The sequence below is a fragment of the Paraburkholderia solisilvae genome (assembly GCF_902859875.1).
In the GTDB taxonomy this organism is placed as follows: Bacteria; Pseudomonadota; Gammaproteobacteria; order Burkholderiales; family Burkholderiaceae; genus Paraburkholderia; species Paraburkholderia solisilvae.
The window spans coordinates 101979-126492 of sequence record NZ_CADIKF010000001.1 but is presented as its reverse complement, the minus strand read 5'-3'; the positions used below and the strand labels follow the sequence as shown (position 1 = coordinate 126492).

General features: G+C 62.3%; 21 protein-coding genes. 8 read left to right on the top strand and 13 right to left on the bottom strand.

Features of this window, described 5'->3' with window-relative positions; all coding sequences use genetic code 11:
* Positions 1–101: 101 nt before the first annotated feature.
* Positions 102–992, bottom strand: coding sequence for an L-threonate dehydrogenase (ltnD, locus tag HV675_RS00580; RefSeq protein ID WP_175108793.1), 891 nt, complete (start codon positions 990–992; stop codon positions 102–104).
* Positions 993–1211: 219 nt separating this feature from the next.
* Between ltnD and HV675_RS00575 the strand changes: the two genes are divergently transcribed.
* Both HV675_RS00575 and HV675_RS00570 read left to right on the top strand, forming a co-directional pair.
* On the top strand, positions 1212–3002 hold the full coding sequence (locus HV675_RS00575) for a nitrite/sulfite reductase (RefSeq protein ID WP_175108792.1): 1791 nt from the start codon (positions 1212–1214) through the stop codon (positions 3000–3002).
* A complete protein-coding gene (locus HV675_RS00570) occupies positions 2999–3409 on the top strand; it encodes a DUF934 domain-containing protein (RefSeq protein WP_175108791.1) in 411 nt (136 codons plus the stop codon). Before HV675_RS00575 ends, HV675_RS00570 begins: the two co-directional genes overlap by 4 nt.
* A 78-nt stretch (positions 3410–3487) precedes the next feature.
* On the opposite strand, the gene HV675_RS00565 is transcribed toward HV675_RS00570, so the two are convergent.
* Together HV675_RS00565 and HV675_RS00560 are read right to left on the bottom strand one after the other, a co-directional pair.
* A complete protein-coding gene (locus tag HV675_RS00565; protein WP_175108790.1) occupies positions 3488–4111 on the bottom strand; it encodes a glutathione S-transferase family protein in 624 nt (207 codons plus the stop codon).
* Between the two features lie 91 nt (positions 4112–4202).
* A complete protein-coding gene (locus HV675_RS00560; protein WP_246270028.1) occupies positions 4203–4694 on the bottom strand; it encodes a winged helix-turn-helix transcriptional regulator in 492 nt (163 codons plus the stop codon).
* An 81-nt stretch (positions 4695–4775) separates the two neighbouring features.
* Here HV675_RS00560 and HV675_RS00555 point away from each other — a divergent pair, with 81 nt between their 5' ends.
* Complete coding sequence (locus HV675_RS00555; RefSeq protein ID WP_175108789.1) at positions 4776–5657, top strand: SDR family oxidoreductase; 882 nt, start codon at positions 4776–4778, stop codon at positions 5655–5657.
* A gap of 27 nt (positions 5658–5684) precedes the next feature.
* Here the strand turns inward: HV675_RS00555 and HV675_RS00550 are convergent, their stop codons facing one another.
* From HV675_RS00550 to HV675_RS00540, 3 genes are all read right to left on the bottom strand, one after another.
* Entirely contained in the window at positions 5685–7412 is a 1728-nt protein-coding gene (locus HV675_RS00550) for a tetratricopeptide repeat protein (protein WP_175108788.1), read from the bottom strand.
* 213 nt (positions 7413–7625) lie between these two features.
* Positions 7626–8489, bottom strand: coding sequence for an alpha/beta fold hydrolase (locus tag HV675_RS00545; RefSeq protein ID WP_175108787.1), 864 nt, complete (start codon positions 8487–8489; stop codon positions 7626–7628).
* 172 nt (positions 8490–8661) lie between these two features.
* Entirely contained in the window at positions 8662–9240 is a 579-nt protein-coding gene (locus HV675_RS00540; RefSeq protein ID WP_175108786.1) for a flavin reductase family protein, read from the bottom strand.
* 465 nt (positions 9241–9705) lie between these two features.
* Between HV675_RS00540 and HV675_RS00535 the strand changes: the two genes are divergently transcribed.
* Positions 9706–10536 (top strand): helix-turn-helix domain-containing protein, encoded by an 831-nt coding sequence (locus tag HV675_RS00535; RefSeq protein ID WP_343056743.1) that lies wholly within the window; start codon positions 9706–9708, stop codon positions 10534–10536.
* 54 nt (positions 10537–10590) lie between these two features.
* Here the strand turns inward: HV675_RS00535 and HV675_RS00530 are convergent, their stop codons facing one another.
* Positions 10591–10875 (bottom strand): hypothetical protein, encoded by a 285-nt coding sequence (locus tag HV675_RS00530; RefSeq protein ID WP_175108784.1) that lies wholly within the window; start codon positions 10873–10875, stop codon positions 10591–10593.
* Between the two features lie 230 nt (positions 10876–11105).
* The gene (locus HV675_RS00525; protein ID WP_175108783.1) at positions 11106–12065 is read right to left on the bottom strand and encodes a LysR family transcriptional regulator; all 960 of its coding nucleotides are present in this window, start codon (positions 12063–12065) and stop codon (positions 11106–11108) included.
* Between the two features lie 482 nt (positions 12066–12547).
* Here HV675_RS00525 and HV675_RS00520 point away from each other — a divergent pair, with 482 nt between their 5' ends.
* Both HV675_RS00520 and HV675_RS00515 read left to right on the top strand, forming a co-directional pair.
* On the top strand, positions 12548–13258 hold the full coding sequence (locus tag HV675_RS00520; protein ID WP_175108782.1) for an SDR family NAD(P)-dependent oxidoreductase: 711 nt from the start codon (positions 12548–12550) through the stop codon (positions 13256–13258).
* A 93-nt stretch (positions 13259–13351) separates the two neighbouring features.
* On the top strand, positions 13352–13588 hold the full coding sequence (locus tag HV675_RS00515) for a tautomerase family protein (protein ID WP_175108781.1): 237 nt from the start codon (positions 13352–13354) through the stop codon (positions 13586–13588).
* Positions 13589–13751: 163 nt separating this feature from the next.
* Here the strand turns inward: HV675_RS00515 and HV675_RS00510 are convergent, their stop codons facing one another.
* The 3 genes from HV675_RS00510 to HV675_RS00500 all read right to left on the bottom strand — a co-directional run bounded on the left by HV675_RS00510 (position 13752) and on the right by HV675_RS00500 (position 20104).
* Positions 13752–14852: an NAD(P)H-dependent flavin oxidoreductase gene (locus HV675_RS00510; protein ID WP_175108780.1), complete on the bottom strand. Its 1101-nt coding sequence runs from the start codon at positions 14850–14852 to the stop codon at positions 13752–13754.
* A gap of 107 nt (positions 14853–14959) precedes the next feature.
* Positions 14960–17788, bottom strand: a complete 2829-nt coding sequence (locus tag HV675_RS00505) for an enterotoxin A family protein (RefSeq protein ID WP_175108779.1) — start codon at positions 17786–17788, stop codon at positions 14960–14962.
* Positions 17789–18592: 804 nt separating this feature from the next.
* On the bottom strand, positions 18593–20104 hold the full coding sequence (locus tag HV675_RS00500; protein WP_175108778.1) for a CoA-acylating methylmalonate-semialdehyde dehydrogenase: 1512 nt from the start codon (positions 20102–20104) through the stop codon (positions 18593–18595).
* A 108-nt stretch (positions 20105–20212) separates the two neighbouring features.
* On the opposite strand from HV675_RS00500, the gene HV675_RS00495 reads away from it, so the two are divergent.
* Positions 20213–21163 carry a LysR family transcriptional regulator gene (locus tag HV675_RS00495; protein WP_175108777.1) on the top strand — a complete coding sequence of 317 codons (951 nt, stop codon included), beginning with the start codon at positions 20213–20215 and terminating at the stop codon, positions 21161–21163.
* Positions 21164–21214: 51 nt separating this feature from the next.
* Here HV675_RS00495 and gcvA read toward each other — a convergent pair whose 3' ends face one another.
* Entirely contained in the window at positions 21215–22123 is a 909-nt protein-coding gene (gene gcvA / locus HV675_RS00490) for a transcriptional regulator GcvA (protein WP_175108776.1), read from the bottom strand.
* 106 nt (positions 22124–22229) lie between these two features.
* Here gcvA and HV675_RS00485 point away from each other — a divergent pair, with 106 nt between their 5' ends.
* The gene (locus HV675_RS00485) at positions 22230–23069 is read left to right on the top strand and encodes a DMT family transporter (protein WP_175108775.1); all 840 of its coding nucleotides are present in this window, start codon (positions 22230–22232) and stop codon (positions 23067–23069) included.
* 72 nt (positions 23070–23141) lie between these two features.
* Here the strand turns inward: HV675_RS00485 and HV675_RS00480 are convergent, their stop codons facing one another.
* The gene (locus tag HV675_RS00480) at positions 23142–24512 is read right to left on the bottom strand and encodes an MFS transporter (protein ID WP_175108774.1); all 1371 of its coding nucleotides are present in this window, start codon (positions 24510–24512) and stop codon (positions 23142–23144) included.
* Between the last annotated feature and the right edge of the window lie 2 nt (positions 24513–24514).

Sequence of the window (24514 nt, the reverse complement as noted above, 5' to 3'; positions counted from 1 at the left end):
CGCGGCGGCCCGGACTGCGTGGCAGGCACAGGCTTTTGTGGCGAAGCGCCGCGCAGCGCCCTGCATACACAGCGCGGCGCGGCGCAGCGCAGCGCGAAAAATCACGCGGACTTCGGCAACCCGATACCCGGAAACACCTTGATCACCGCGGAATCGTCCTCGCTGCCATGGCCGGCGGTCGACGCCATCATGAACATCTGATGCGCAGCCGCCGATAGCGGCAGCGGAAACTTCGTTGCACGCGCGGTATCGAGCACAAGGCCGAGATCTTTGACAAAGATGTCGACCGCCGACAGCGGCGCATAGTCGCCATGCAGGATATGCGGCACGCGGTTCTCGAACATCCATGAATTACCCGCGCTGTGCGTGATCACCTCGTACAGCATCTCCGGGTCGACGCCCTCGCGCAGGCCCAGCGCCATCGCCTCCGCCGCAGCGGCGATATGCACGCCGGCCAGCAGCTGGTTGATGATCTTCACCTTCGAGCCGATGCCGTGCCCGGCGCCGAGGCGATACACCTTTGCGGCAATCGCGCCGAGCACGTCCTCGCAGAGGTCGTACGCATCGGACGGGCCCGAGGTCATCATTGTCATCTCGCCGCTTGCCGCGCGCGCGGCTCCGCCCGATACCGGCGCATCGAGCATCAACAGCCCGCTGGCTTCGAGCCGCCGCCCAAGGTCGACCGCAAACGACGGCGGCACCGTCGCACTTGCCAGCACCACGCTGCCCGGCTTCATCGCAGACGCGGCGCCGTCTTCGCCGAATAGCACCGCGTCGGTTTGCTGCGCGTTGACGACCAGCGTCAGCACGATATCGCACTGCGCACCCAGCGCCGCGGGGCTGGCCGCTGCGACGCCGCCCTCACTCGCAAAGCGCTGCAGCACGTCGCCGCGCAGATCGTATGCATGCACGGTGAACCCCGCCCTCAACAGCGAACGCGCGACGCCGAGCCCCATTGCGCCGAGGCCGATCACTCCCACCTGCTTTTTCATGCGACTTTCTCCCGATCGAACATGCAACGGTCAAAATCGATGCTTAACGGTACTGTAGACCGGTTCAGCGGCGAACATCGCAACTGCTGCGATATTTTCGCTCGAATCTGCCCCTGTCCGTACCGGGCCATCGCCGGTATGTTCGGCCCAAGCGTCATGTGACGCACACGCAATCCATGAAACGGAGGTGGTGGATGCGCCTCCCAATCCGCATTGGTCATGTATAAATACAACGAGTTTGACAAGGCATTCCTGCGCCACCGCGCCGCGCAGTTCCGCGACCAGATCGAACGCTGGCAGGACGGCCGGCTGAGCGAAGACCAGTTCCGCCCGCTGCGCCTGCAAAACGGCTGGTACGTGCAGCGGCACGCGCCGATGTTGCGGGTCGCGGTGCCGTACGGCGAATTATCGGGCGCGCAGCTGCGCGTGCTGGCGCGCGTCGCGCGCGAGTACGACGCGCCCGAAGCCGACGTGTACCGCCGTGCGCTCGACGCGCAGCGCAAGCTCGGCACCACGCGCCTGCCGACACATCATGCGCATTTCACGACGCGCACCAATGTGCAATTCAACTGGATTCCGCTCTCGAAAGCGGCCGACGTGATGGACCTGCTCGCGACCGTCGATATGCACGGCATCCAGACGAGCGGTAATTGCATCCGCAACATTTCGTGCGATGAGCGCGCAGGCGTCGCCCCCGATGAAGTCGCGGACCCACGCCCGTTCGCCGAGATCATGCGGCAGTGGACCACGCTGCACCCCGAGTTTGCGTACTTGCCGCGCAAGTTCAAGATCGCGATAACCGGCGCAAGCGAAGACCGCGCCGCGACGGAGTGGCACGACGTCGGGCTGCGTCTGCACCACGACGAGCACGGCGCGCTCGGCTTTCGCGTGACCGTCGGCGGCGGCATGGGGCGCACGCCGGTCATCGGTACGGTGCTGCGCGAATTCCTGCCGTGGCAGCACGTGATGAACTACATCGAAGCCGTGGTGCGCGTGTACAACCAGTACGGCCGCCGCGACAACAAGTACAAGGCGCGCATCAAGATTCTCGTGAAAGCGGAAGGACAGCAATACATCGACGACGTCGAAGAGGAATTCCGCCAGATCGTCGAGCATGACGGCGGCCCGCATACCATTCCGGACGCCGAGCTCGAACGTGTTCGCGCTTATTTTGTCGTGCCGCAGGAGCGCGACGCGCGCAAGCAGCCCGACCCGCGCGCAGCCATCGCGCTGCGCGACGCTGCGGCACGCACGCCGCAGCTTGCACGCTGGCTCGAGCGCAATGTCGCCGCGCATCGAGACCCTGCGCAGCGTATCGTGACCCTGTCGTTCAAGCGCTTGCTGCAGGCGCCGGGCGATGCGTCGGCAAATCAGCTCGAACTCGTTGCGGACCTCGTCGACCGCTTCTCAGCCGGCGAAGCGCGTGTCACGCATACGCAGAATATCGTGCTGCCATGGGTGCACGCGGACGATCTGCTCGCGCTATGGAACGCCGCGCGGGAAGCGGGGCTCGCGAGCGCGAACGTCAGCCTGCTGACCGATATGATCGCGTGCCCCGGCGGCGATTTCTGCGCGCTCGCGAATGCGCGCTCGCTGCCAATCGCGCAAGCGATCACCGAGCGCTACCAGGATATGGACGAGCTCGAAGACATCGGCGAGATCGATCTGCATATCAGCGGCTGCATCAACTCATGCGGTCACCATCACAGCGGCCATATCGGCATTCTTGGCGTCGACAAGGATGGCGCGGAGTGGTACCAGGTGACGCTCGGCGGTTCCGATGGATCGGCGGCGAGCGGCGCCGCGCAAGCCGGCAAGGTGATCGGCCCGTCGTTTTCCGCCGATGAAGTGACAGAAGCGGTTCAGGCAATACTGCAGACGTACCTGTCGTTGCGCACGAGCGCGGGTGCGCGCGAGGAACGGTTTATCGAAACCGTCCGGCGCGTCGGCGTCGAACCGTTCAAGGCGGCAGCAAACCGCGTGCGAACGTTGGCGGAGGATCTGGCATGAACGGCCCTGCCCGCATCCGGCTTCTGAGCGCTGCCGCGCACGCGGCCGACACTGAACGGGGCGAACGCGTCGTATCGCTTGCGAACGATATCGACCCGTTGACGCAGCGCGAGGCCATCGCCGCCGCACAGCGTGTCGAACTGCATTTTCCGGGTTTCACCGACGGGCGCGCGTACAGTCAGGCGTACCTGATACGGCGCAGGCTCGGCTTCACCGGCGACTTGCGCGCAACCGGCGACGTGCTCGCCGACCAGTTGATGCAAATGGAACGCACCGGCTTTTCCAGCGCGGTGCTGCATGACGACGTCGACGTTGCCGACGCACAGCGTGAGCTGCAACGTTTCGCCGCGTTTTATCAGGGCGATGCGTCGCACAATGCGCCGTTCCGCCGGCAACAATCGCACTAGCGCTGACGACACCAATTTCATTGCGACTGCCTGATCATTTCCATTCGCCACGCAGCCGGCGAAGGCGCTCAATGACAATTACGGTTGCCCATTTCTGCAGTAGCGCGCAAACGCCGGACGTTGCTCGAGACGCTCGAAATATGCCGCGACTGCCGGAAAACGAGGATGATCGAACGGCGTGCCGAACCAGCGATTGATGGACAACGCGATCGGAATATCGGCCAGCGAGAATGGACTGCCTGCGACGAATGCACCGGTTGCTTCCAGCCGGCCGTTAAGGATGCGCATATGCGTCGTCCAACGCTCGAGCGAAGCGGCAATTTCACCTGCGTCCTGATGTGCAGGCGATTTCCTGACGAGGCCGAGAAACGCGTAGCTCCATGAGCGATTCAGATCGGCGGCCTGCCAGTCGATCCATTGGTCGATGCTGGCGCGCGCGAGCGGATCAGCCGGATAAAGCCATGCTCCGTCGTAGCGCGACGCGAGATAGCGGATGATCGAATTCGATTCCCACAGCACGAAGTCTGCGTCGCGGATGACGGGCACGAGTCCGTTCGGGTTGAGCGCGAGAAATTCCGGTGTCCGGGTCGAGCGGAAACCTTCGCCCCAGTCTTCCTGATTGAACGGAATCTGCAGTTCCGCGCACGTCCACAGCACCTTGCGGACGTTGATCGACGTCGCCTTGCCGAGAATGTTCAGCATGAATCGTTCTCTTCGAGTAGGGACGGCATCATTCTGGAAGCGCTTGCGCGCGTGTTCGGCATCACCACGTTCGAGCCCGGATAACAACGCGTCAACTACCGCTCGCCTGCACGGCGGACAGACCGACTTCCGTCACATCGAAGCGCCTTCTCGATGCGACGATCTCGTCGAACGACGCTTCCGCCCATTCGATCAACCCGCCGAGCGGCACCAGCACCGAGCGCCCGAGCGGCGAAAGCCGATACTCGACGCTCGGCGGTTTGGTCGGAAACACATGCCGCGTGACCAGCCCCTCGCGTTCGAGCGTGCGCAGCGTCTGCGTGAGCATGCGCTTCGAGATGTCCGGTATCACGCGATGCATGTCGCTAAAGCGCCGCGCCTTGCTAGCGAGCGACATCAGGATCAGCGTCGACCATTTGTCGCCGATCACGTCGAGCACGTTGCGCACCGGGCAGCGCACCGCATCGAAACCCTGCTCCTGCCACTCGCCGAAGCGGCTTGCAACCCCGGCATCCGGCATCGCACCGGACGCACTCGGCGCACTGGGCAAATCGGGCGGGTTACTAAGAGGTAACCTGGACACGGAAAACTGCCTCCTTACGCGTTCGGGGGTGGATGCCTATAGTAGAACGACTTTCACTTCAAGACAGTATAGGAGCACGATATGTCGAACGAAACGACCATCCTCGTAACGGGAGCCAGTGGCCAACTCGGCCGCCTGGTAATCGACGCGTTACTGAAGAGCACACCTGCAACGCGTATTCACGCGCTGGTACGGAATGCAAAAGCGGCCGCCAGTCTCGCGCCACTCGGCGTGAAAACCCGCATCGGCGACTATGCCGACCCGCGCACGCTCGACGCCGCGTTTGCCGGTATCGACAGGCTGCTGCTGATCTCATCGAACGATCTCGGCGCGCGTACGGCGCAGCACGCGAATGTGATCGATGCGGCAAAACGCGCGGGCGTGCGCTTGCTCGCGTACACGAGTCTGCTGCATGCGGACACGTCGCCGCTGGGTTTGGCCCGCGAACATGTGCAGACGGAAACGTTGCTGCAAGCGTCAGGACTGCCGTTTGCGCTGCTGCGCAATGGCTGGTACACGGAAAACTATGCGGCGACCATTGCGGCGGCGGTCGAACGGGGCGTGCTGGCCGGCAGCGCCGGCGATGGGCGCATTTCGTCGGCCGCGCGCGCCGATTATGCACAGGCGGCCGCGGCGGTATTGAGCGCGCCTGACGAGCAAGCTGGGCGCATCTACGAACTCGCGGGAGACGATTCATACACGCTCGCGCAGTTTGCCGCGGAAGTGTCCGCGCAGGCAAAGAAGCCGGTCGAGTATCGCAACCTCACGGAAGCGGAATACAAGGCGGCGCTGATCGGCGCCGGTCTGCCCGAGCCGGTTGCCGCACTGATTTCCGATTCGGACAGCGGTGCATCCCAAGGCGGCCTGTTCGATGACAGCGGTACATTGCGCAAATTGATCGGCCATCCGACAACCCCGTTTGCATCGACAATCGCAGCAACGCTTGCCACGTTCAAGCACTAAGGGTCAACGCGAAGGATCGCGCGGCGCTCACCACTCGATGCTGCTCAACGCGCCGCGCACCCGTTCGATCACCGCATCCCGACTCTCGTCCTGTGCTTGCCGGAACAGACGCAGCGTCTGCGGATACCACGGCGAGTCGGTTCGCTCATGCATCCAGCGCCAGTCGACGTCGTGCCCGGGCAGCATCATCCAGCAGCGCTTGCCGAGCGACGCAGCGAGATGCGCGCTCGATGTGTCGACACAGATCAGCAGATCGAGTTGCTCGACGATCGCCGCGCTATCGGCAAAGTCCGTCACATCCGAACCGAGATGCAGCAGCGGCTGGTTCTCCGGCGGCGCGTTCGCTTCGTCTTCGCCCTGCCCCTTCTGCAAGCTCACGAAGCGGCAACCCGGCACGCTCCACAGCGGCGCGAGCGCCGCAAGCGACGGCACCGAGCGGAATGCATCGTTGTGATGCTTCGGATTGCCCCGCCACACCAGACCGATCTTGCGCCCCGGCGGCAGCGCCGCGAGACGTTCGGCCCACTGCCGCATCAATCCCCCGTCGGGCGTCAGACGCAAGGCGGGCGGAATCGTCGCGAGCGTCGTACGCAGATAGACGGGAACACTGATGAGGCTCGTCCATGTGTCGTAAGTGGACGAGCGCTGCAAGCCTTCACCATGGGTCACCACTTCGTCGACGCAATCAAGGCTGGCAAAGAGGCGCCGCAGCGGCTTCGCGCAGGCGAACGTAATGCGCGTGACGCCCTGCGCCTTGAGCACGGGAAGGTAGCGGCCGAACTGGATCATGTCGCCAAGCCCATCCTCCTGCCACACGAGCAGCGTCTTGCCGGCAAGCGGCTCGCCGCGCCAGCGCGGGCAGCGCAACGTCGCCGCGCTATGGTGGTGGATACGCCCTTCCTGCTGGTAGCGCGACTCGTACAACGGCCAGCCTTCTTCGTACCGGCCGAGACTCAGCAATAGCGTCGCAAGCGAAAATTGCGAGAGATGCGCATCCGGACGGAATGCCAGAGCACGCCGCCAGGACGCCTCTGCCTCCGGCAGACGCCCAAGCGCCTTCAATACGATCGCGCGATTGTGATGCACTTCGGGCACATTGAAGCGGATCGCAAGCGCGCGCTGGTAGATCTCCTCCGCTTCGGCAAGGCGACCCAGTTGCTGCAGCGTGTTGGCCAGATGAATATGAACTTCAATGCTGTCGGGCAGCAGTTCCAATGCGGTCCGATAGACGGCGTCCGCCTCGGTCAGTTGCCCCGTTTCATGCAGTGCTTTGCCCAGATTGTGGTAAGCCTCCGCGAAATGCGGGCGCCACACCAATGCGTCGCGATACGCGGACTCCGCTTCGGCAAACCGCTTCAGATCGAACAGCACCGTGCCGAGATTGTTGAGCGCGTCCGGATGTTCCGGGGAAACCGACAGAAACTGGCGATAGATCGCTTCCGCGTCCTGCAGACGATTGAGTCCCTTGAACAGAATGCCAAGGCCGTTGTATGCGTCGAAGAAATCAGGCTGGATGTCGATCAACCGGCGCCAATAGCTTTGCGCATCGTCCGGCTTGCTGAGTCCTAGCGAACTGATCGCGGCAATATGCAACGCCTGCACCCGATCGGCGAGGCTCAACGGCGCATTGGCATCGGTCAGCGGTTTCACCTTCGCCAGTGCGTCCGCATACTTCGCGTCGGAGGGCGATGAACCGGCTGACGATGCAGGGTGTTGTTCTGGGCGCCTGGGCTCGCCCGTCGGAAGTGTGGCCATGGATCTCGATTGGGAAAGCTGCGGGCGCTGCAAAAGCGCCCGCCCGGGCGCCGGACGTGGCCCCACATGAGAAGCTTAAGCCAGCGGCACAGGCCGCATTCGCGCGAACTAAGCGCTTTGAGCCGCGTTATTCGAGCCATCAAGGCCTTGGTTTGACGTCAAACCATCGCTTGCCCTTCGCAAAGCAAACAAAATGCTTTCTTCAGACTGCGATCACCCTTTCCAGTCGCGCAGAAAAGCCAGCAGCGCCTCGTTGGTTTCGATCGGCCGCTCCTCGTGCGGAAAGTGCCCCGCTTGCGCGATCGCCACGCAAGTCAGGTCGGTCGCCATTTCACTCCATATCTCGCGCATATCGACCCTCTTCGCGGCATCGAATTCGGCGCCCCATAGCGCAAGCGTCGGGCACGCCATCTTCACGTCCGCGTCGAGCCGGTCCTGTTCCACGTCCACCGGCCATGCGCGGTAGTCTTCGAACGCCCCGCGCAATCCGCCCGGCGCCGCGTAGGCGCGCCGATAGACTTCGATGTCCGCGTCGCTGATCGCGCTGATGTCATAGAGCCACGACGTGAAGATATGGCGCAGCCACACTTCCTCGCGCCCCTGCACCAGCGCCTCCGGCAGATCGCGCACGGCGTTGAAGAAGAAAAACCAGGCGGCTTGCGCAACATCCGCATTCACCCGGTCGAAGATCATGCGGGTCGGAATGTGATCGAGTGCCGCGAAACGCGCGACGCACGACGGATGATCCTTGACGAGCCGCGTGCCGACGCACGCGCCGCGGTCATGCCCGAGCACCGCCGCGCGCGCGATGCCGAGCGTCGCCAGCAACTCCTTGATGTCAGTGGCCATCGAGCGCTTGTCATAACCGCTCACCGGCTTGCCGGATGCGCCGTAGCCGCGCAGGTCCGGCACGATCAACTGGTAATAGCGGCTGAGCACCGGAATCTGTCGCCGCCACGTATGCGAGGTTTCGGGAAATCCATGCAGCAGCACAACCGGCGGGCCATCGCCTGCAATCGCGTAGTGCAGCTTGATGCCGTTGACGGCGCGACGATGGTAAGAAAGGCCGATATCCATGGGTCAGTTCCCGTTTCGGTTGCATGACCCGGCCATGCTGGCACGGAGTTCGGCTGCGGCTTCCACCCGGCCCGCACCGACGTGCGGAATGGCGCAATGGCGAACGTGCGCGCGCTGCGTGCCGGCGCACATCGCATCGCACGCAGCGCGACTGTTCTGTCAGAAAGAAAGCTTACGGCAGCGGCCTTGCGCGCAGCACATTCGACGCGCGCGCGAAATTTCCGGCGCCCAGATGATGCAGCGTATGCAGCGACTCGTTCGATGCATCGAATACCCAGTGACCGTTGTTGAACACTCGCGAATCAGCCGCTGCGGACACCACTTCACCGAAGCAGGTGTCGTATGCGTCTTCGGTGTGCGGCTCGCGAATCAGCTTGCATTCGAGCCATGCGGCGCAGTTCGTTTCGATCAGCGGCAGCCCGAGCACCGGACCCGTGACCGGCGTAATACCGAACTCGGCGAATTTATCCGTATCGCGCCCGCTGGACGATCCCACCGCATACGTGACATCGATCGCGCCCGCGCCTGGTATGCAGATACCGAACACGCCGCTCGCGATCACGAGTTCGCGTGTGAAGGTGTTCTTATCGATCACCACGGCAATACGCGGCGGCTTGAATTCGACGGGCATCGACCACGCCGCGGCCATGATATTGCGCCGCTCGCCATCGAGACTGGTGACGAGCACCGTAGGCCCGTGGTTGATCAGACGGCTCGCATGCTCGAGTGCAACGGCTTGGAATGGGGTCATCGGATTGTCACGGTGAACAAAAGAGTCAGGCATTGTAAAGCGGTTGCGCTTCAATCGCTCGCGCCCCCCCTGCGGCCGTAAGCCGCGCAGCCGCATTGTCAGTGCCGTGCTGGACAAAAAATGGTGCTCGCACAGTCACTCGCGCGACCGGCAGGCATGTCATTCCTGAAGGGGGACGCTCCATGACGCCGCGCTGCCTGATGATCGGATCCGCAACCGCTTGTTTACCGGCTCCGGAATAAATCGTCCGGCGGCTTGTTTAGAAAGAGGGTTTAATCACCGCGATATACGCGGTTCCCTGGAGCTCAAATGGAACCCCAAATGGAACCCGACGTTACGAGCGCCCTCAATCATCAAACCGCTCGCCCCGTCAAGTGCTGGCACGACATGGTCCACAGCTATTGGCATATGGAGTGCTCATTCGACCGCCTGGATCCGCAAAGACTCAAAGGCACCTGTTGGCGCATGGGCGAACTGTCATTCGCGGCGGCCGACGTTTCCGCACAGCAATGGACCTCGCTGGCGGGTGCCGGGCAAAACAACTGGCGCAACGAAACCATCGTCGCGTTCATGACCCAGAGCGGCGTGATCGAACTGGAACAATGCGGCGTAAAGACGCGCCTGACGAACGCCTCCTTGCTGCTTCTCGACCCCAGCAGAAAGTATGTGCAGACCGGCGACAGCAACACGCGCGGCATGGCGATTCGCATCCCGAAGTCCGCGCTCGAAGCGCGCGGCCTGCACTTCACCGGGCGCGACATGTTTGTTCCCGATGCCACGTCGCCCGATGTCCGCATGCTGAAATCGCTGATCGCATCGACCGCCGCGCATGGTGAACGGTCGAGTCCGGCGAGTCGCAAGCTCGTTGCCGATCATCTGATCGACCTGATGCAGATTCTCGCCGACGATCCATCCGCGCCCAAACGCGTGCGAAGCACGGCAGTCGCGCTGTCGAGCGCGAAGCGCTACATCGAGCGAAACCTCGGCGATGAAGCGCTCGATCTCGATAGCGTCGCAAGAGCGGCCGGCGTGTCGACCCGCTATATCGCCAAACTGTTCGCCGCGGAAGGCAGCACGGTGATGCGCCATGTGTGGAGAACGCGTCTCGAACGCGCGCAGGCGCTGCTGACAAATAGCGCTGCCGACCTTCGCATCTCCGATGTCGCGTGGCAATGCGGATTCGCCAACCCGGCGCACTTCAGCCGCGCGTTCAAGCAACAGTTCGGCGAGAGTCCGAAGCACGTCCAGCTGACAGCGCGCGACGTCGTAGCTCAGGCAAACTCACAGGCGGACTAGCTGCCCCGAGCGATCCTCGCTACGCAACGCCATCCGCGGGTCGCAACAACCTCTTCAGCTGCCGAAGTAGATGTTGCAGAAGCTGACCGGACCCACACACTTATCCTGCTGGCTGTTGCTGCCCGTGCTCTTGCCGCGACCCGCCAGGTTGTACCAGTGATGATGAGCCGCGCCTGCGGCAGACGAGCCGTCGACGCTCCCGCCATAGCCGCTGTCGCCTTGCTGCACAGCGGTCGCTGCCGCGCCTTGCGAGACCGCTGAATCATTTGCCTGAGCGAACGCAAAGGCGGGAATCGCAAGCGCGCCAGCCACAACCATTGAACGAATAAGCGATTTCATGATGACCTCCGTTGATCGCATTGCTTTGCGAACCCATGTCCGCATCGCTTGAACACAATTCTAGGTAAGAGGCCATTTAAGATTAAGAACGAAGTTTTCACTTCTTTGTTTATCGAAAGCTCATGAATGGACGTCATTCCATTTCGTTATCGCCCTGCCATACGAGGAACGGTAAGCTCGCGTGGCCGCCGTTCTTCGACAGCGTTGTCAACCGGCAAACCGTGCCGCATTCACACCGCGTCTGACGCGCCCGCACCCGCCGTCATTCTGACAAGCGTGTCGTCCTCACGCAAAGCGTCGCCGATCCACTCCTTCAGAAACTCGACCCACGCCTTGATCTTCGCGTCCAGATACTGGCGCGATGCATAGACCAGGTAAATGTTCAGATCTTGCAGATAGTAGTCGGGCAGCACCCGGACCAGCGTGCCATTTCGAAATGCCGAGCGCACGGTCAGCGCCGGCAGCGCACCGATGCCCATCCCTTCAATCAGCGCCGCCGCCATCGCGTCCGCCAGGTTCACCTTGAAGCGCGTAGTGGGCAGAAGAAACTCGTGCTGCCCGTCTTTGCCGATCAAGGTCCAGCGATCCGCCGGAAAAATCGGCACGGACACCTGCAGACACATGTGATGCGAGAGATCCGCCGCCGTCTCCGGCCGGCCATGCACTTCGAGATACGCCGGCGATGCGCACAACACGCTATGCACAATGCCGAGGTGATGTGAAATGTAGTTCGAATCCGGCAACGGCCGGGGCGACGTACGCAGCGCGACGTCGTATCCGTCCTCGAGCAGATCGGGCACGTTCTGCGACAAGGTCAGATCCACGGTGACTGCGGGAAAGCGCTCCTGAAACGCCGCCACCGCGGGCACCACGTAGTTCTGACCGATACTCGACATCGCATGCACCCTGAGCGTGCCAGCCGGCCTCGCATGCGCTTCGGATGCTTCGAGCTCGGCCTCGGTCACCGATTCGAGAATCGAGAGGCAACGGACCAGATAGCGCTCACCCGCTTCCGTCAAGGCGATCCGGCGCGTCGTCCGATTCAGCAGCCGCGTGCGCAAATGCGCTTCGAGTTCGGATACCGATCGCGACACGTAGCCGGTGGTTGTGTCGAGCTGTTGTGCGGCCGCGGTGAAGCTACCCGCTTCGGCTACCTCGACGAACATCTTCATGTTGCGCAACGTATCCATACGAGAGACGCCCCTGGTTTTTCCACGCCGGTCGATCGCTTGCCGGCGCGTTGTTTCACTGCATTCGCCCGGATGACGCGGCGCTCGAATGCTGCCTGAATGTTGTCGGAATGTTGCCCGAATTTCGTCTGACCTGCAGCCAGCGCCGCCTTGCGCGTCACGCGCGCTTGATCGCACGTTCCGTGCATTCACATGTGGGCATAGCGGTCATTCCGCGCAGGCATGTCAGCGTGTAACACGCGTTATTACACGAAATCAATAATGCGTCGACGGCAGCCCGTCCATCCACCACAGCGCCTGCCGGCGGCCCTCGCGTGCATTCGCATGCAATCGGCTGCGCTCGCGCCAGCGATTTGTTCCTCGCGGTTAAGTCTCTTTGGTCATCACGGGTATGCGCAAACGTCCTCAGGTTGCCTAAATTGCCAATCAATCGATGCCGCCACCGGCTCGATCTGCAACCAACCATTGAAAAGAGGAACATCATGAGCAACCCGAAGAAAGTCGCGATCGTCACGGGTGCATCGCAAGGTATCGGCGCAGAACTCGTCAAGGCATTCCGTGAGCGAGGTTATGGCGTGGTCGCCGTGGCGCGATCGATCAAGCCGTCCGACGACCCGGGCATCGCGACGGTTGCCGGCGACATCGGTGAACGCGAGGTCGCGCAACGCGCGGTCGACACCGCCGTCTCGCGCTTCGGCCGGGTCGATACGCTCGTCAACAATGCCGGCGTTTTTATTGCCAGGCCGTTCACGCAGTACACGCTGGAAGATTACGCGGCGGTGCTGAACGTGAACCTGAACGGGTTCTTTCATATCACGCAGCTCGCCATCGAGCAGATGGAGAAGAACCGCAGCGGCCACCTCGTGCAGATCACGACGACGCTCGCGGAGCATGCGGTGGCAGGCGTCCCGTCGGTGCTCGCGTCGCTGACCAAGGGCGGTCTGAATGCGGCGACCAGATCGCTTGCAATCGAATATGCAAAAACGGGCATTCGTGCAAACGCGGTTTCGCCCGGCATCATCAAGTCGCCGATGCATGCACCCGAAACCCACGATGCGCTCGGCGCACTGCATCCGGTCGGTCATATGGGCGAGATGAGTGATATCGTCAATGCGGTGCTCTATCTCGACAACGCACCGTTCGTCACCGGCGAGATCCTGCACGTGGATGGCGGCCAGAGCGCCGGCCACTAAGCGAGCGCCGCTCGACCCCGTAACGCGAAGGCGCCGGTGACGGCGCCTTTTTCTGCGACTGTGTACTTCAGGCTTCAGATAACGGAGATTTCCATGCCTATCGTGACCATCCAGGTAACGCGCGAAGGATCAGCGCCCGGCAGGGACGCTGTCACACCGGACGAAAAAGCCCAGCTCATCAAGGGCGTCAGCGAAGTGCTGCTGAACGTGCTCCATAAGCCGCTGGAGGCCACGTTCGTCGTCATTCAGGAAGTCGAAAAGGAAAACTGGGGATGGGGCGGCCTGCCCGTCGACGAATTCCGCAAGCTGCGAAAGTCGAAACAGGCTTGAGCGGCATGAACGGTGCAAGAGGCGCATAACATGCGCTTCTTCTATTATCCGCCCCCAACCAGGCGACCGCGGCGCGTCCGGTAACACTGCCTGCGCAGCGGTTGCTCGTGCGCGTCGCCGTCCGATGAAGTAGCGTGCCAATGCGCGGGTTCAGCATGCGATATCAGCCCACGTATTGCTGCAAACGCCTGATCGCTTCGTTGAACTCGGCATCGAGTACCGCGACGAGTTCCGCCGCCGGCAGTGAGCGCGCGAGCGCCGCCGCCTGGCCGGCCCATTGCGCGCCGTAACCGAATTCGCCCTTTCCTTTTGCCGCCGCGTGCAGCGCCTTGCCGGCGTCGTAAGCGATCGGATAGTGAGGCGTTGCGGGCAGATTCGATGCGCGGCCGAGTTCGGTGAAACGGTTCATCATGCTGCGCGCCGGCCGGCCCGAAATGGCCGAGGTCAGCATCGTGTGCTCCGCCTGCGCGCCGAGGATAGCCGCGCGATAGCCGTCGTCGATCGATGTCTCCGGGCTCGCCACGAACGCGGTGCCCAGTTGCGCGGCCTGTGCGCCGAGCGCGAGTGCCGCCGCGATGCCTGCGCCGTCCATGATGCCGCCGGCCGCGACAACTGGCACCGCGAATTTCTCGACAAGCAGCCGCGTCAGCGCAAACGTACCCAGCCCTTCGTCGAACGCATCGGGATCGAACATGCCGCGATGTCCGCCCGCTTCGATGCCTTGCGCGACGAGCACATCGACACCCGCTTCGACTGACGCGGCCGCTTCCCGCACATTGGTTGCGGACGAGAACAGTATGATTCCCGCGCGCTTGAGCGCACGGATGATGTCTTGCGACGGCAGCCCGAAATGAAAGCTCACGACTGCGGGTTTCTCTTCGAGAAAGACATCGAGCATGGCCTCATCTTCGACGAAGCTCGTATAGATCTCGCTGAGTTTCTCAGGCGCGCTCGCACCATACCGGCCGAATACCGGCGCAAGCCACTTCAACCAGGCGTCCTCGACGGCCGCATCGGCCACCGCCGGCACATGCGTAAACACGTTGACGTTGAACGGCTTGCCGGTCAACGCGCGCGTTTGCCTGATCACCTTGCGCGCGCCCTCCGCGTTCATCGCGCCCACGCCGAGCGACCCGAGCCCACCCGCATTCGACACCGCAGCGGCAAGTGCGGGCGTGCTGACGCCGGCCATCGGCGCCTGAATGATCGGATTCGAGATGCCTAGCATCTTTAAAAGAGATTGACCTTCGGAACGCGTGCTCATCTGATGTCCTTAAACGAAACGACCTGTCAGTGATGATCTCTTTCCGCTCGCAAGCGGTCAACCGTCTGGCGCGTAAAAACTCTGTTGAGCACGAGGTTCGAAGGACGTCACGCGGCGGCAGGCAGCGGCGTCGTCAACAGGGAGAGCCCGCGGCTGCGCCGTGCTTCGCGCGCTGCGATGCGCTGCTTCGTTTCATCCAGCATGTGATAGTTCGACGACAGAGGCAGCAGCGTCCTGAACTCGACGTGACCCACCTTGCGCGGGTCGATATCGACCCCTTCGGCCTGCCAGACCGGTATGCCGTCCAGCCTGCGCACTTCAAGCATGTTCGGCCCGTTTGCGGTTGCATAAAAGCCATCGTCGAACAACCAGGCGGCATTGTGTGTGCGCAACCAGTTTGAGGCATCGCGAGCCTCCTCACTCGTGATCCGCTTCACATAGTCGAGAAAATTGCCGCTGTATGCGTTGTCCGGCACACGCGTTACGAAGTGGGTCGCGGAATGCGGCAAGGCCACATCGGGATCCTGGTAAAACGCAAAGAGTTGCTGCGCGCTAGCGCTTGTCCCCCGGCGAAACGTGTGCATGTTGACACGAGGCGGATTGACATCCTTTCCATCGGGCGCGCGTAAATGCCACTCGCTGCGCTCTCCATGCAAGTTGCTGTCGACAAACGGCGTGAACGACGACAAACCCGTCGTCAGCAGCTTCAGGTCTTCCTGGTGTATCAGATGCTTGCCGTCATACTCGAATACGCCGTTCAGCGAATTCGGGTCATCCGGTACATCGCCCGCGTAGACGTAGCCATTCGAATCGACCTGCAGAACCTTGCGGGTGTTGCCGATCACATGGAAACGGCCGTCGTCGGCAAACGCAAAATCATGCCGGGTGCCAGTTCCGGTCGATGACGGCGAGATCATCGTATTGACGCATACGTTGTTCTGTCCGTCGAGATAAATCTCCGTTCTGGACCGGTCACCGCTACCGTATGCGTGAAGCCGCAACGGGCCGCGGTAGTCGAGATCCGCGGCCTGGCGTTTATTCAGCTCACGCACCTTTTCCCATGCGGCATCGTAAAACAGCGCATGGGTAACATTGGGATCCTCATTAAATTTCAGAGTGCCACCGTTCTTCCTGTTGTCCGATACATACGCGTTATAGCCGTCTTCGCGCCAGATGGGGTGATCGACCGGCAATCTCGACAGTTGCGGTTGTGCGCCGGCCATGCCAGTGTGGTCATAGACGTCCCAGCGGTAATCCGGATTGGCGACGTATTGACCCGGAACGCCGTTCTTCACCACGCGCCAGCCGCGAATCTGCGGATAATCGATCCACCCCATCGCCGCGACCTCGCCATCCCACGGCGCATGCATCTGGCTGCCGAGACTGCCGGCAACATCCACCATGTTCGGCGTCGGCGCAATGAAGTAGATGTAGCCGTCGCCGGACTGGGCTGGAAACCGGTCCAGCGCGGTTCGCTCGCTGCGGAAAGTCCCGAGATATCCGGCGCTGTCGATCAGATGCGGATTCGACGCGACATCCAGATTGTGCACGCCAAGATTGATATCGCTCACCTGTGTGCGCTCGCAATCGAAGCCACCGTGTGTCTTGAGATCCTGCGGCGTCACCGTCGACGGTCGGAATAGTCCGTCCGGTTTCAACGGGATCGGTGAGGTCTCCCCGCGTTTCAGATCGCGAGGGTCGTGTTTCGGCACGATCGAGAAGGGCGGCGGCGCCAGATCCGGACGAGGTGTCACGCCGGGCCGCGCATTGAGGATCCCCAGCAGTTGCTCGATCTGGCCCAGGTTGAGATTCGCAATCGCAAGTCGCGCCGGCGCCGAGCCGCCCGCCGCCGCCATCGGCCTCGAAAGGTTCGCGTAGTAGCTCGTGTCGGCATGATCGACCCCGCCGAGCGCGTGATACCCGCGATCGAATACGCCACGCAACGCACTCGCCATTTCCTCAAAGCCGTCATAGCGCCAGACGCCCGAGCCCGGATCGTAGAGTTCGTATCGGTCGCCGGCATAGTCTTCGATTTCGTTCAGCCGGTGCACGACGATCGGCTCGCCATCGGCCCGCGTGCCGGCGCGTGCGTTTGTGGAACCGCCATTGCCGGGAGGCCGTTCGCGCGTCGCAAGGTTGATTACCGCCAGGTCTGTCGGATATCCGACGCCGGTATCCTGGTTCACGTGCAAACTGTTGAAATGCTCCCGCACGTCGGCAATCAGATTCGCAGCCGACAATATACCGGCGGAGCCTCGCCGTCTTGCATACCCGGGCAAAGGCTCGACGACCCCGGACCCATTATCTCGCTGCATATCGTCAATCTCGCGAAGCGTCACTGATCGTAGTTGCCTATCGGTCAACCTGCGCCTGATATTTTCGGTTGCGTCGGTCAGATTCGACGAATGTCCTTGTGCAATATCGGATAACGCGGCAGTCGCGAGGCCGCGGTCCCTGCCGGTCAATGCGTCTGGCTGGCCGGCGGCACCCGATAACGTGTCGCTCGACAAGCTGTTCGATTCGTCAGCACTGGTCCGGAGGGCATCGCGTGTTGTCGACTCGCGTTGTGCGGACACGGTGAGCGGTGCTTCGGGCCGTGTCGGCGGCCGGGCTGGAACGTCATGCGCGCTCACGCTATTCGATGGCCCCAGAATCGAGTAATACTGCACGGCATCCGGCGTGAGCCGCATGCCCGTATCCGTGAAGGCCTCATCCATATACCGGCGCAACGCCGCTACCATGTCGCGCCGGCTCGAATAGCTCATCACGCCGTTATTCGGATCAAATACCTCGTACTCGCTCGGCGACGAACGATGCACCAGCAACACATGGCCTTTCGTACCGCGATTCGTTCCCGGAGGATTCAGGCCTAGCGCGATATGCGCAGCGCCTCCCACCTGCAGGTGCTCGCGCATCTGTTCAAAAAGCTCGCGCATGTGCCATCTGCGCGGTCCATCCATCTGCGTCCAGATGCCCGGCCCATAACGTTGCAGCCGCAACGTATCGTGGTATGTTTGCAAGCTGCGGGCGCGCGCAATCGTGTCTGTTGAGACAAAGTCCCGGCGATTATTCAAATCAGCCTGGATAAGCCTGACCGCATCCGTCAGGCCCCCGGCCTGCTGACGGTCCAGCCTGCTCAACGCAAGCCGGACCCAGCCCTGGCAAATGCCGTTGGGCCCGGTTCTATCCGCATAGTCCGCCTGGTCGAACGGATAGTAAGACGAGGCGGTGGACCTCAGCGCCTCACCGCCTCGAAACGGGCGAAACGGCGAACCCGATGCGATTTTGCTGAATACGGGTCCGCGCCTTTCCAGCGTCAACGTGGCTGGATTCGCGCCGCCTGCGCCAGTGGCATGACGTGAAGCCGGTTGTGCCGCAGGTTCGACCCCAGGCGGCGATATTGAATCGAGCGTCCGCGCGAGCCTCGCTCGACGGGGTATATTGCGCACCACCGGCGTATCGCCCCCCGGTGCCGATGCATCGGGTCTCACCACCCCATCGTCGTTGCCAACTGCCGCGATTGCTCCATTCCCTGCTGTTTGAACCAACATGATCCGGACTCCTCGTTGGATGGCACAAGCCAAGCTTCGTTTGAATCCGGATTCAAGCATGGTGATCTCTCGCCAGGGTAGTACAGACCGCACGAGACCGAAGCACGATCAGACGCACCATAGAAAACGCCGCGTGCATGCACGCGGCGTTCTTTACAGCGTCACCGGTATTGCGTGATTTGCCTCGCGTTACTTCGCCGTCGGCATCGCGAACTCCGCGCCTTTTTCGATGCTGTCAGGCCAGCGCTGCATGATCGACTTCTGCTTTGTATAGAAACGCACGCCCTCTTCGCCATACGCATGCGTATCGCCGAACAGGCTGCGCTTCCAGCCGCCGAAGCCATGCCACGCCATCGGCACCGGAATCGGCACGTTGATGCCGACCATGCCGACTTCGATACGGCGCGCGAATTCGCGCGCAACATGCCCGTCGCGCGTAAAGCACGCGACGCCGTTACCGAACTCGTGCGCGTTGATCAGATCGACCGCTTCGGAGAAGTCTTTCGCGCGCACGCACGCGAGCACCGGCCCGAAGATTTCCTCCTTATAGATGCGCATAGCGGGCGTCACGTGATCGAACAGCGTGCCGCCGGTAAAGAAACCGTCTTCATGGCCTTTCACCTTCAGACCGCGGCCGTCGACCACCAGCTTCGCGCCCTCCTGTTCGCCAAGCGCGATATAGCTTTCGATGCGCTCCAGCGCCTGACGCGTAACGACCGGACCCATCTCCGCATCGGACTCCATGCCATTCCTGATAACCAGGTCGCGTGCGCGCTGCGCAAGACGCGGAATGATCCTGTCGGCCACATCGCCGACCAGCACCGCGACCGAAATCGCCATGCAGCGTTCGCCGGCCGAACCGTAAGCGGCGCCGATCAACGCATCGACGGTCTTGTCGAGATCCGCATCGGGCATCACGACCAGATGATTCTTCGCGCCGCCGAGCGCCTGCACGCGCTTGCCGTGCTTCGCACCGGTTTCATAGATGTAGTTCGCGATCGGCGTCGAACCGACGAAGCTGACCGCCTTCACATCCGGATGCACGAGCAATGCATCGACCACCGTCTTGTCGCCTTGCACGACATTGAAGATGCCATCGGGCAAGCCTGCTTCCTTCAGCAGCTTCGCCATGAATAGCGACGCCGATGGATCGCGCTCGCTCGGCTTCAGCACGAATGCGTTGCCGGCCGCGATCGCGACCGGGAACATCCAGCACGGCACCATGCACGGAAAGTTGAACGGCGTGATGCCGGCGACCACACCGAGCGGCTGCCGCACGGTCCAGTTGTCGATATCGGTCGACACCTGTTCCGTATAGTCGCCCTTCAGCAATTGCGGAATGCCGCACGCGAATTCGATCACGTCGATGCCGCGCGCGACTTCGCCTTGCGCGTCCGAGAACACCTTGCCGTGCTCGGCGGTGATGATCGCGGCCAGTTCGTCGTGGTGCCGGTTCATCAATTCGAGAAAGCGCAGCATCACGCGCGCGCGGCGAATCGGCGGCGTGTTCGCCCACTTCGGGAAAGCCGCCTTGGCGCTCGCGACAGCCGCATCGACGTCCGCCGCTTCGCCCAGCAGCAGCTTGCGCGGCCGTTCGCCCGTCGCCGGGTTGAAAATCGGCTGCGTGCGCTCGCCTGTGCCGCGCACCGCTTCGCCGTGAATGAAATGGGTGACGTCCGCTGTGTCTGTGTACGCTTGCATGTCCGTTCCTTGGTGGTAAATCGCTATGACACCAGTGTATGGAGCATCGGCATGTAATCAAAGACGGTAACATTGAAATTATTGTTTTCTATGGTGAACAATCCATCCATGGACACCCAAAAGATCGAAGGCCTCTGGACGCACCTGCACTGGCTCACCGTCCTCGCGGAACAGGGTTCGTACACCGCCGCTGCCGCGCGCCTCGGCGTCAGCAAGGCGGCAATGAGCCAGCGCATCGCCGAACTCGAACGCGCGGCGGGCGTGCCGCTCGTGCAGCGCACCACGCGCAGCGTGCGGTTCACGGAAGCCGGTCAGCGCCTCGTGGACAGCACGCGGCCGCGTTATGACGACATTGCGAACGTCTTTTCGACGGTTCGCGAACTGGCCGGCGTCGCGCGCGGGCTGGTGCGCGTGACGGCGCCGGTCGCGTTCGTCCGCCAGCAACTCGTGCCGCGGATGTCGCACTTTCTGCGCGCGAATCCGGAGGTGAAGGTGCAGCTCGAAGTGTCGGATCGGCTCAGCTCGATTGCGACTGAAGGATTCGATCTCGCGATACGGCACAGCGCGCAGGCGCCGGAGACCCATGTCGCGTGGAAGCTTTGCGAGACCCATTCAGTCGCGGTGGCGACGCGCGCGTATCTGAAGCGCCGCGGCCGGCCCGCGCAGCCCGCCGACCTCGCCGCGCACGAGTGTCTGTTCTATCCGCGCGCGGGCGGCTCCGCCGTCTGGACGTTCGAGCACAAAGCCGCGCGCAAGGCACAGGCGGGGCCGGTCAGCGTGCCGGTGAACGGCGCGTTTTCGGCCAACAACAGTGAAGCGCTGCGCGATGCGGCGCTTGATGATCTCGGCATCGCGCTCGTTCCCGATTTCACCGCGCAAAACGCGGTACAGGCGGGCAAGCTCGAAATCGTGCTGCCGGACTGGCGGCCGCTCGGCGCGTTTGCCGAACAGTTGTATGTGGTCCGTCCGTATGCACCGAATGTGCCGCGCGCAGTGGCGGCTTTTGTCGCGTATCTGAGGGAGACGTTCGCCGGCGGGTTTCCGCTGGAGCGGTCTTGAGGGACGCTCGCTCTATCCAGATCATTGCGCAAGCATCGTGTCAGCAGACAGTTACGATGCAGTGTCCGTTCTGCCGCGCGCCCCTTCCCGTTCAAGCCACGCGCAGAACAGCACGACCAGTTCGTCCGCGGACTTCTCCAGCGGAACATACGCGCAATAGCTGCGCGATGGCAGACGAGGCTCGGCGAACGGCATCACCAGCCGGCCCGCGGCGAGATCGTCCGCCACCAGCGCAGTCGGTCCCATCGCAATACCGATGCCGTCGATCGCGGCCTGCAAAGTCAGATAGAAATGGTCGAAAGTCAGCGTGGCGGACGGGCTCAATGAAGGCCGGTTCACCTTCGCCAGCCAGTCCGGCCAGAGCCGCGGCAAACTCGACGTATGCAGCAGCGTATGGCGGCGCAGATCGTCCGGCGCCTCGATCGGCAAGCGCTCGAGCAGCGCCGGACTGCAGACCGGTACGCGCTCTTCGGCAAGGAAAGGCCGCATCGTATAGCCATAGAACGTATCCGGACCGCCGCGAATAATCACGTCGTGTGTTCCTTTCAGGCTCTCGAGCGGGACGTTCGAGGTCTCCACTTCGACATCCACGCCCGGATGCTCGAGATGGAATCTCGCCAGTCTCGGCACCAGCCAGCGCAGCGTGAAAGTGGCAATCGAGCTGACCGACAGCGTGCGGGAAATCGTGGCGGGAATGCCATAGCGCGATGTGGCCTGCGCGAGCTGCTCGAACAACGGGCCGATTTCCTCGAGGTAAGCATGCGCCGCCGGCGTCAGCACCACGCGGCGGTTGTGCCGCTCGAATAGCGGCGCGCCCAGCCAGTCTTCGAGCGCGCGTACGTGCTGGCTCACCGCGCCATGCGTCACATGCAATTCCGCGGCGGCATGCTTGAAACTGCCGAGCCGGCCCGCAGCCTCGAACGCGCGCAATGCGTTGAGCGGAGGAAGTGCCCGTTTCATTCGGAATAGTTTAATTGACGCGATAGCCGAATTTATCTGGTTTGTCAGCGCACTTCAAGATAGATAAGCTGCTTACAAATATAACTTGAATGGGAGTCGTCGAACCATGTCCACCGGCGTGATGCTTGTCGTGCTTTTCGCCGCGTTCCTGCACGCGAGCTGGAATGCGCTCGTGAAGTCGAGCCCGGACAAATTCCTCGATATCGTGTTCGTCTCCGGCAGCGCGGCGGTGATCTGCGCCGTCGTACTGCCATTCGTCGGGCTGCCGGACGCGAGCAGCTGGCCTTATATCGCGGCATCCGCGGTTATCCACGTTGCGTACTTTCTGCTGATCGGCGCCGCGTATCGCAGCGGCGACATGAGTCATGCGTACCCGCTGATGCGAGGCGCCCCGCCGCTCATCGTCGCGCTGGCGAGCGGCCCGCTGATCGGAGAACGGCTGACAACAGGCGAATGGGTTGGCGTGCTGCTGATATGCGGCGGCATCCTGTGTCTGCTGCTTTTTACTCGCGCGGGTGTCAACACCGCTCACACGACGCGCATTGCGCTCGCCAACGCCATTCTCATTGCGCTCTATACGCTGGTCGACGGAACCGGCGCGCGATTGTCCGCGCATGTGGCGTCGTACACGATGTGGATGTTCGCGCTAACCGCGTTGCCCATTCTGGGCTGGGCGTTCGTACGCCGCCGTGCGGCCGCGCAAAGACATCTTCGCGATCGCTGGCTGCTGATGCTGATCGGCGGCGCTTGCTCGCTCGCCGGCTATGCGCTCGTGCTTTGGGCGATGACGCGCGCTCCGATCGCGATGGTTGCCGCGTTACGGGAATCGGCGATTCTCTTTGGCACCGCGATTTCCGTATTCGTTCTGAAAGAGCGCTACGGTTATAGCCGCCCGGTCGCGGCAATCATCATTCTGCTTGGCGTGGTGACGCTAAAGTTGACATGAGTGTCGAGCGAATCGACTCGGCCACGAGCGGGCGCCCATCGGGAGAATCGGAGCGCCCGCCCGACTTACCGCTCACCGCGCCGGAGGCGCGTGCCCGTGGTCCGCAAGCGGGTGCGCTTCGTCGTACTCCCGCGAAATGTCCTTGTTCGTGTAATCGCCCAGCAGCGACGCGGCGATCACGCTCAGCACCGCGCATGCGAACACGTAACACGCGATCGCGTAACCCGAATGGTAGTACGCAAAAAGCGCGGTCGCGATAAGCGGCGCCGGGCCGCCGGCGATGATCGAAGCCAACTGGTAGCCAAGCGATGCGCCGCTATAACGCAGGCGCCCGGTAAACGACTCGGCGATAAACGCGGCCTGCGGACCGTACAGCATCGCATGCGGCACCAGCGAAAGCACGATCGCGACAAAGATCCACACCGGGTCGCGCGTATCGACCAGCGCAAAGTAGATAAAGCCGAAAATACCGACGGCGATCGAGCCGATGATGTACATCTTGCGCCGCCCGATCAGATCGGAGATATGACCGAATAGCGGAATCGTGATGAATTCCAGCATTGAAGCAACCAGCACCGCCGTCAACAGAAGATCGCGCGACACGCCGAGATTCGTCACGCCGTACGTAAAGACAAACGCCGTATAGATATAGAACGGCGCCTGTTCAGCCATGCGAGCCAACGCCGAAAGAAGAATGTCCTTGGGCTGCCGGCGAATCACTTCGAGCGTCGGCGTCTTTTCGATCTTCTGCTCGGCAAGCAGACGCGCGAAGGTCGGCGTCTCGAGAATATTCAGGCGGATATAGAGGCCGATTGCGACCAGTACGATGCTCAGCACGAACGGCACGCGCCAGCCCCAGGTGAGAAAACTGCTGCCGGAGATCTGACTGGTCACGAGTACCGCGAGGTTGGCTATAAAGAGCCCCGCCGGCACGCCGAACTGCGGCCACGCGGCAATGAACCCACGATGCTTGTCCGTACGCGCCCACTCCATCGACATCAGCACCGAGCCGCCCCATTCGCCGCCGACGCCCACCCCTTGAATAAAGCGCAGCACGGTGAGAAGCACCGCCCCCCAGATGCCGATCGACGCATAGGTCGGCACGAAGGCCACGGCGAACGTCGCGAGGCCCATCAGCAGCAGGGTGACAATGAGCGTGGCCTTGCGGCCAATGCGATCGCCATAGTGACCGAAGATCGCCGCGCCAACCGGCCTTGCAAGAAAGCCGACCGCGTAGATCAGAAAGGCCTGGAGTGTGCCGACGAGCGGATCGGACTGCGGGAAATACAGCTTCGCGAAGACCAAACCGGTCACCGTGCTATAGAGAAAGAAGTCGTACCATTCGATCGTCGTACCGATCGTGCTGGCGATCACCGCGCGTCGCAACTGGCGCCGTGCTTCTTCGTCGGAAAGATTCGGTACCCCTGATTGCGTAGCGGCCATTG

Bases quoted from the DNA above. Each gene is read 5' to 3' on its own strand.
- HV675_RS00485 (WP_175108775.1), top strand. From the start codon at position 22,230: ATGTCCACCGGCGTGATGCTTGTCGTGCTTTTCGCCGCGTTCCTGCAC.
- HV675_RS00540 (WP_175108786.1), bottom strand. From the start codon at position 9,240: ATGACCCCATTCCAAGCCGTTGCACTCGAGCATGCGAGCCGTCTGATC.
- HV675_RS00505 (WP_175108779.1), bottom strand. From the start codon at position 17,788: ATGCGCGAGCTTTTTGAACAGATGCGCGAGCACCTGCAGGTGGGAGGC.
- HV675_RS00565 (WP_175108790.1), bottom strand. From the start codon at position 4,111: ATGCTGAACATTCTCGGCAAGGCGACGTCGATCAACGTCCGCAAGGTG.
- HV675_RS00500 (WP_175108778.1), bottom strand. From the start codon at position 20,104: ATGCAAGCGTACACAGACACAGCGGACGTCACCCATTTCATTCACGGC.
- HV675_RS00515 (WP_175108781.1), top strand. From the start codon at position 13,352: ATGCCTATCGTGACCATCCAGGTAACGCGCGAAGGATCAGCGCCCGGC.
- HV675_RS00550 (WP_175108788.1), bottom strand. From the start codon at position 7,412: ATGGCCACACTTCCGACGGGCGAGCCCAGGCGCCCAGAACAACACCCT.
- HV675_RS00525 (WP_175108783.1), bottom strand. From the start codon at position 12,065: ATGGATACGTTGCGCAACATGAAGATGTTCGTCGAGGTAGCCGAAGCG.
- HV675_RS00530 (WP_175108784.1), bottom strand. From the start codon at position 10,875: ATGAAATCGCTTATTCGTTCAATGGTTGTGGCTGGCGCGCTTGCGATT.
- HV675_RS00555 (WP_175108789.1), top strand. From the start codon at position 4,776: ATGTCGAACGAAACGACCATCCTCGTAACGGGAGCCAGTGGCCAACTC.
- HV675_RS00480 (WP_175108774.1), bottom strand. From the start codon at position 24,512: ATGGCCGCTACGCAATCAGGGGTACCGAATCTTTCCGACGAAGAAGCA.
- HV675_RS00535 (WP_343056743.1), top strand. From the start codon at position 9,706: ATGGGCGAACTGTCATTCGCGGCGGCCGACGTTTCCGCACAGCAATGG.
- HV675_RS00570 (WP_175108791.1), top strand. From the start codon at position 2,999: ATGAACGGCCCTGCCCGCATCCGGCTTCTGAGCGCTGCCGCGCACGCG.
- HV675_RS00520 (WP_175108782.1), top strand. From the start codon at position 12,548: ATGAGCAACCCGAAGAAAGTCGCGATCGTCACGGGTGCATCGCAAGGT.
- gcvA (WP_175108776.1), bottom strand. From the start codon at position 22,123: ATGAAACGGGCACTTCCTCCGCTCAACGCATTGCGCGCGTTCGAGGCT.
- HV675_RS00510 (WP_175108780.1), bottom strand. From the start codon at position 14,852: ATGAGCACGCGTTCCGAAGGTCAATCTCTTTTAAAGATGCTAGGCATC.
- HV675_RS00575 (WP_175108792.1), top strand. From the start codon at position 1,212: ATGTATAAATACAACGAGTTTGACAAGGCATTCCTGCGCCACCGCGCC.
- HV675_RS00495 (WP_175108777.1), top strand. From the start codon at position 20,213: ATGGACACCCAAAAGATCGAAGGCCTCTGGACGCACCTGCACTGGCTC.
- ltnD (WP_175108793.1), bottom strand. From the start codon at position 992: ATGAAAAAGCAGGTGGGAGTGATCGGCCTCGGCGCAATGGGGCTCGGC.
- HV675_RS00545 (WP_175108787.1), bottom strand. From the start codon at position 8,489: ATGGATATCGGCCTTTCTTACCATCGTCGCGCCGTCAACGGCATCAAG.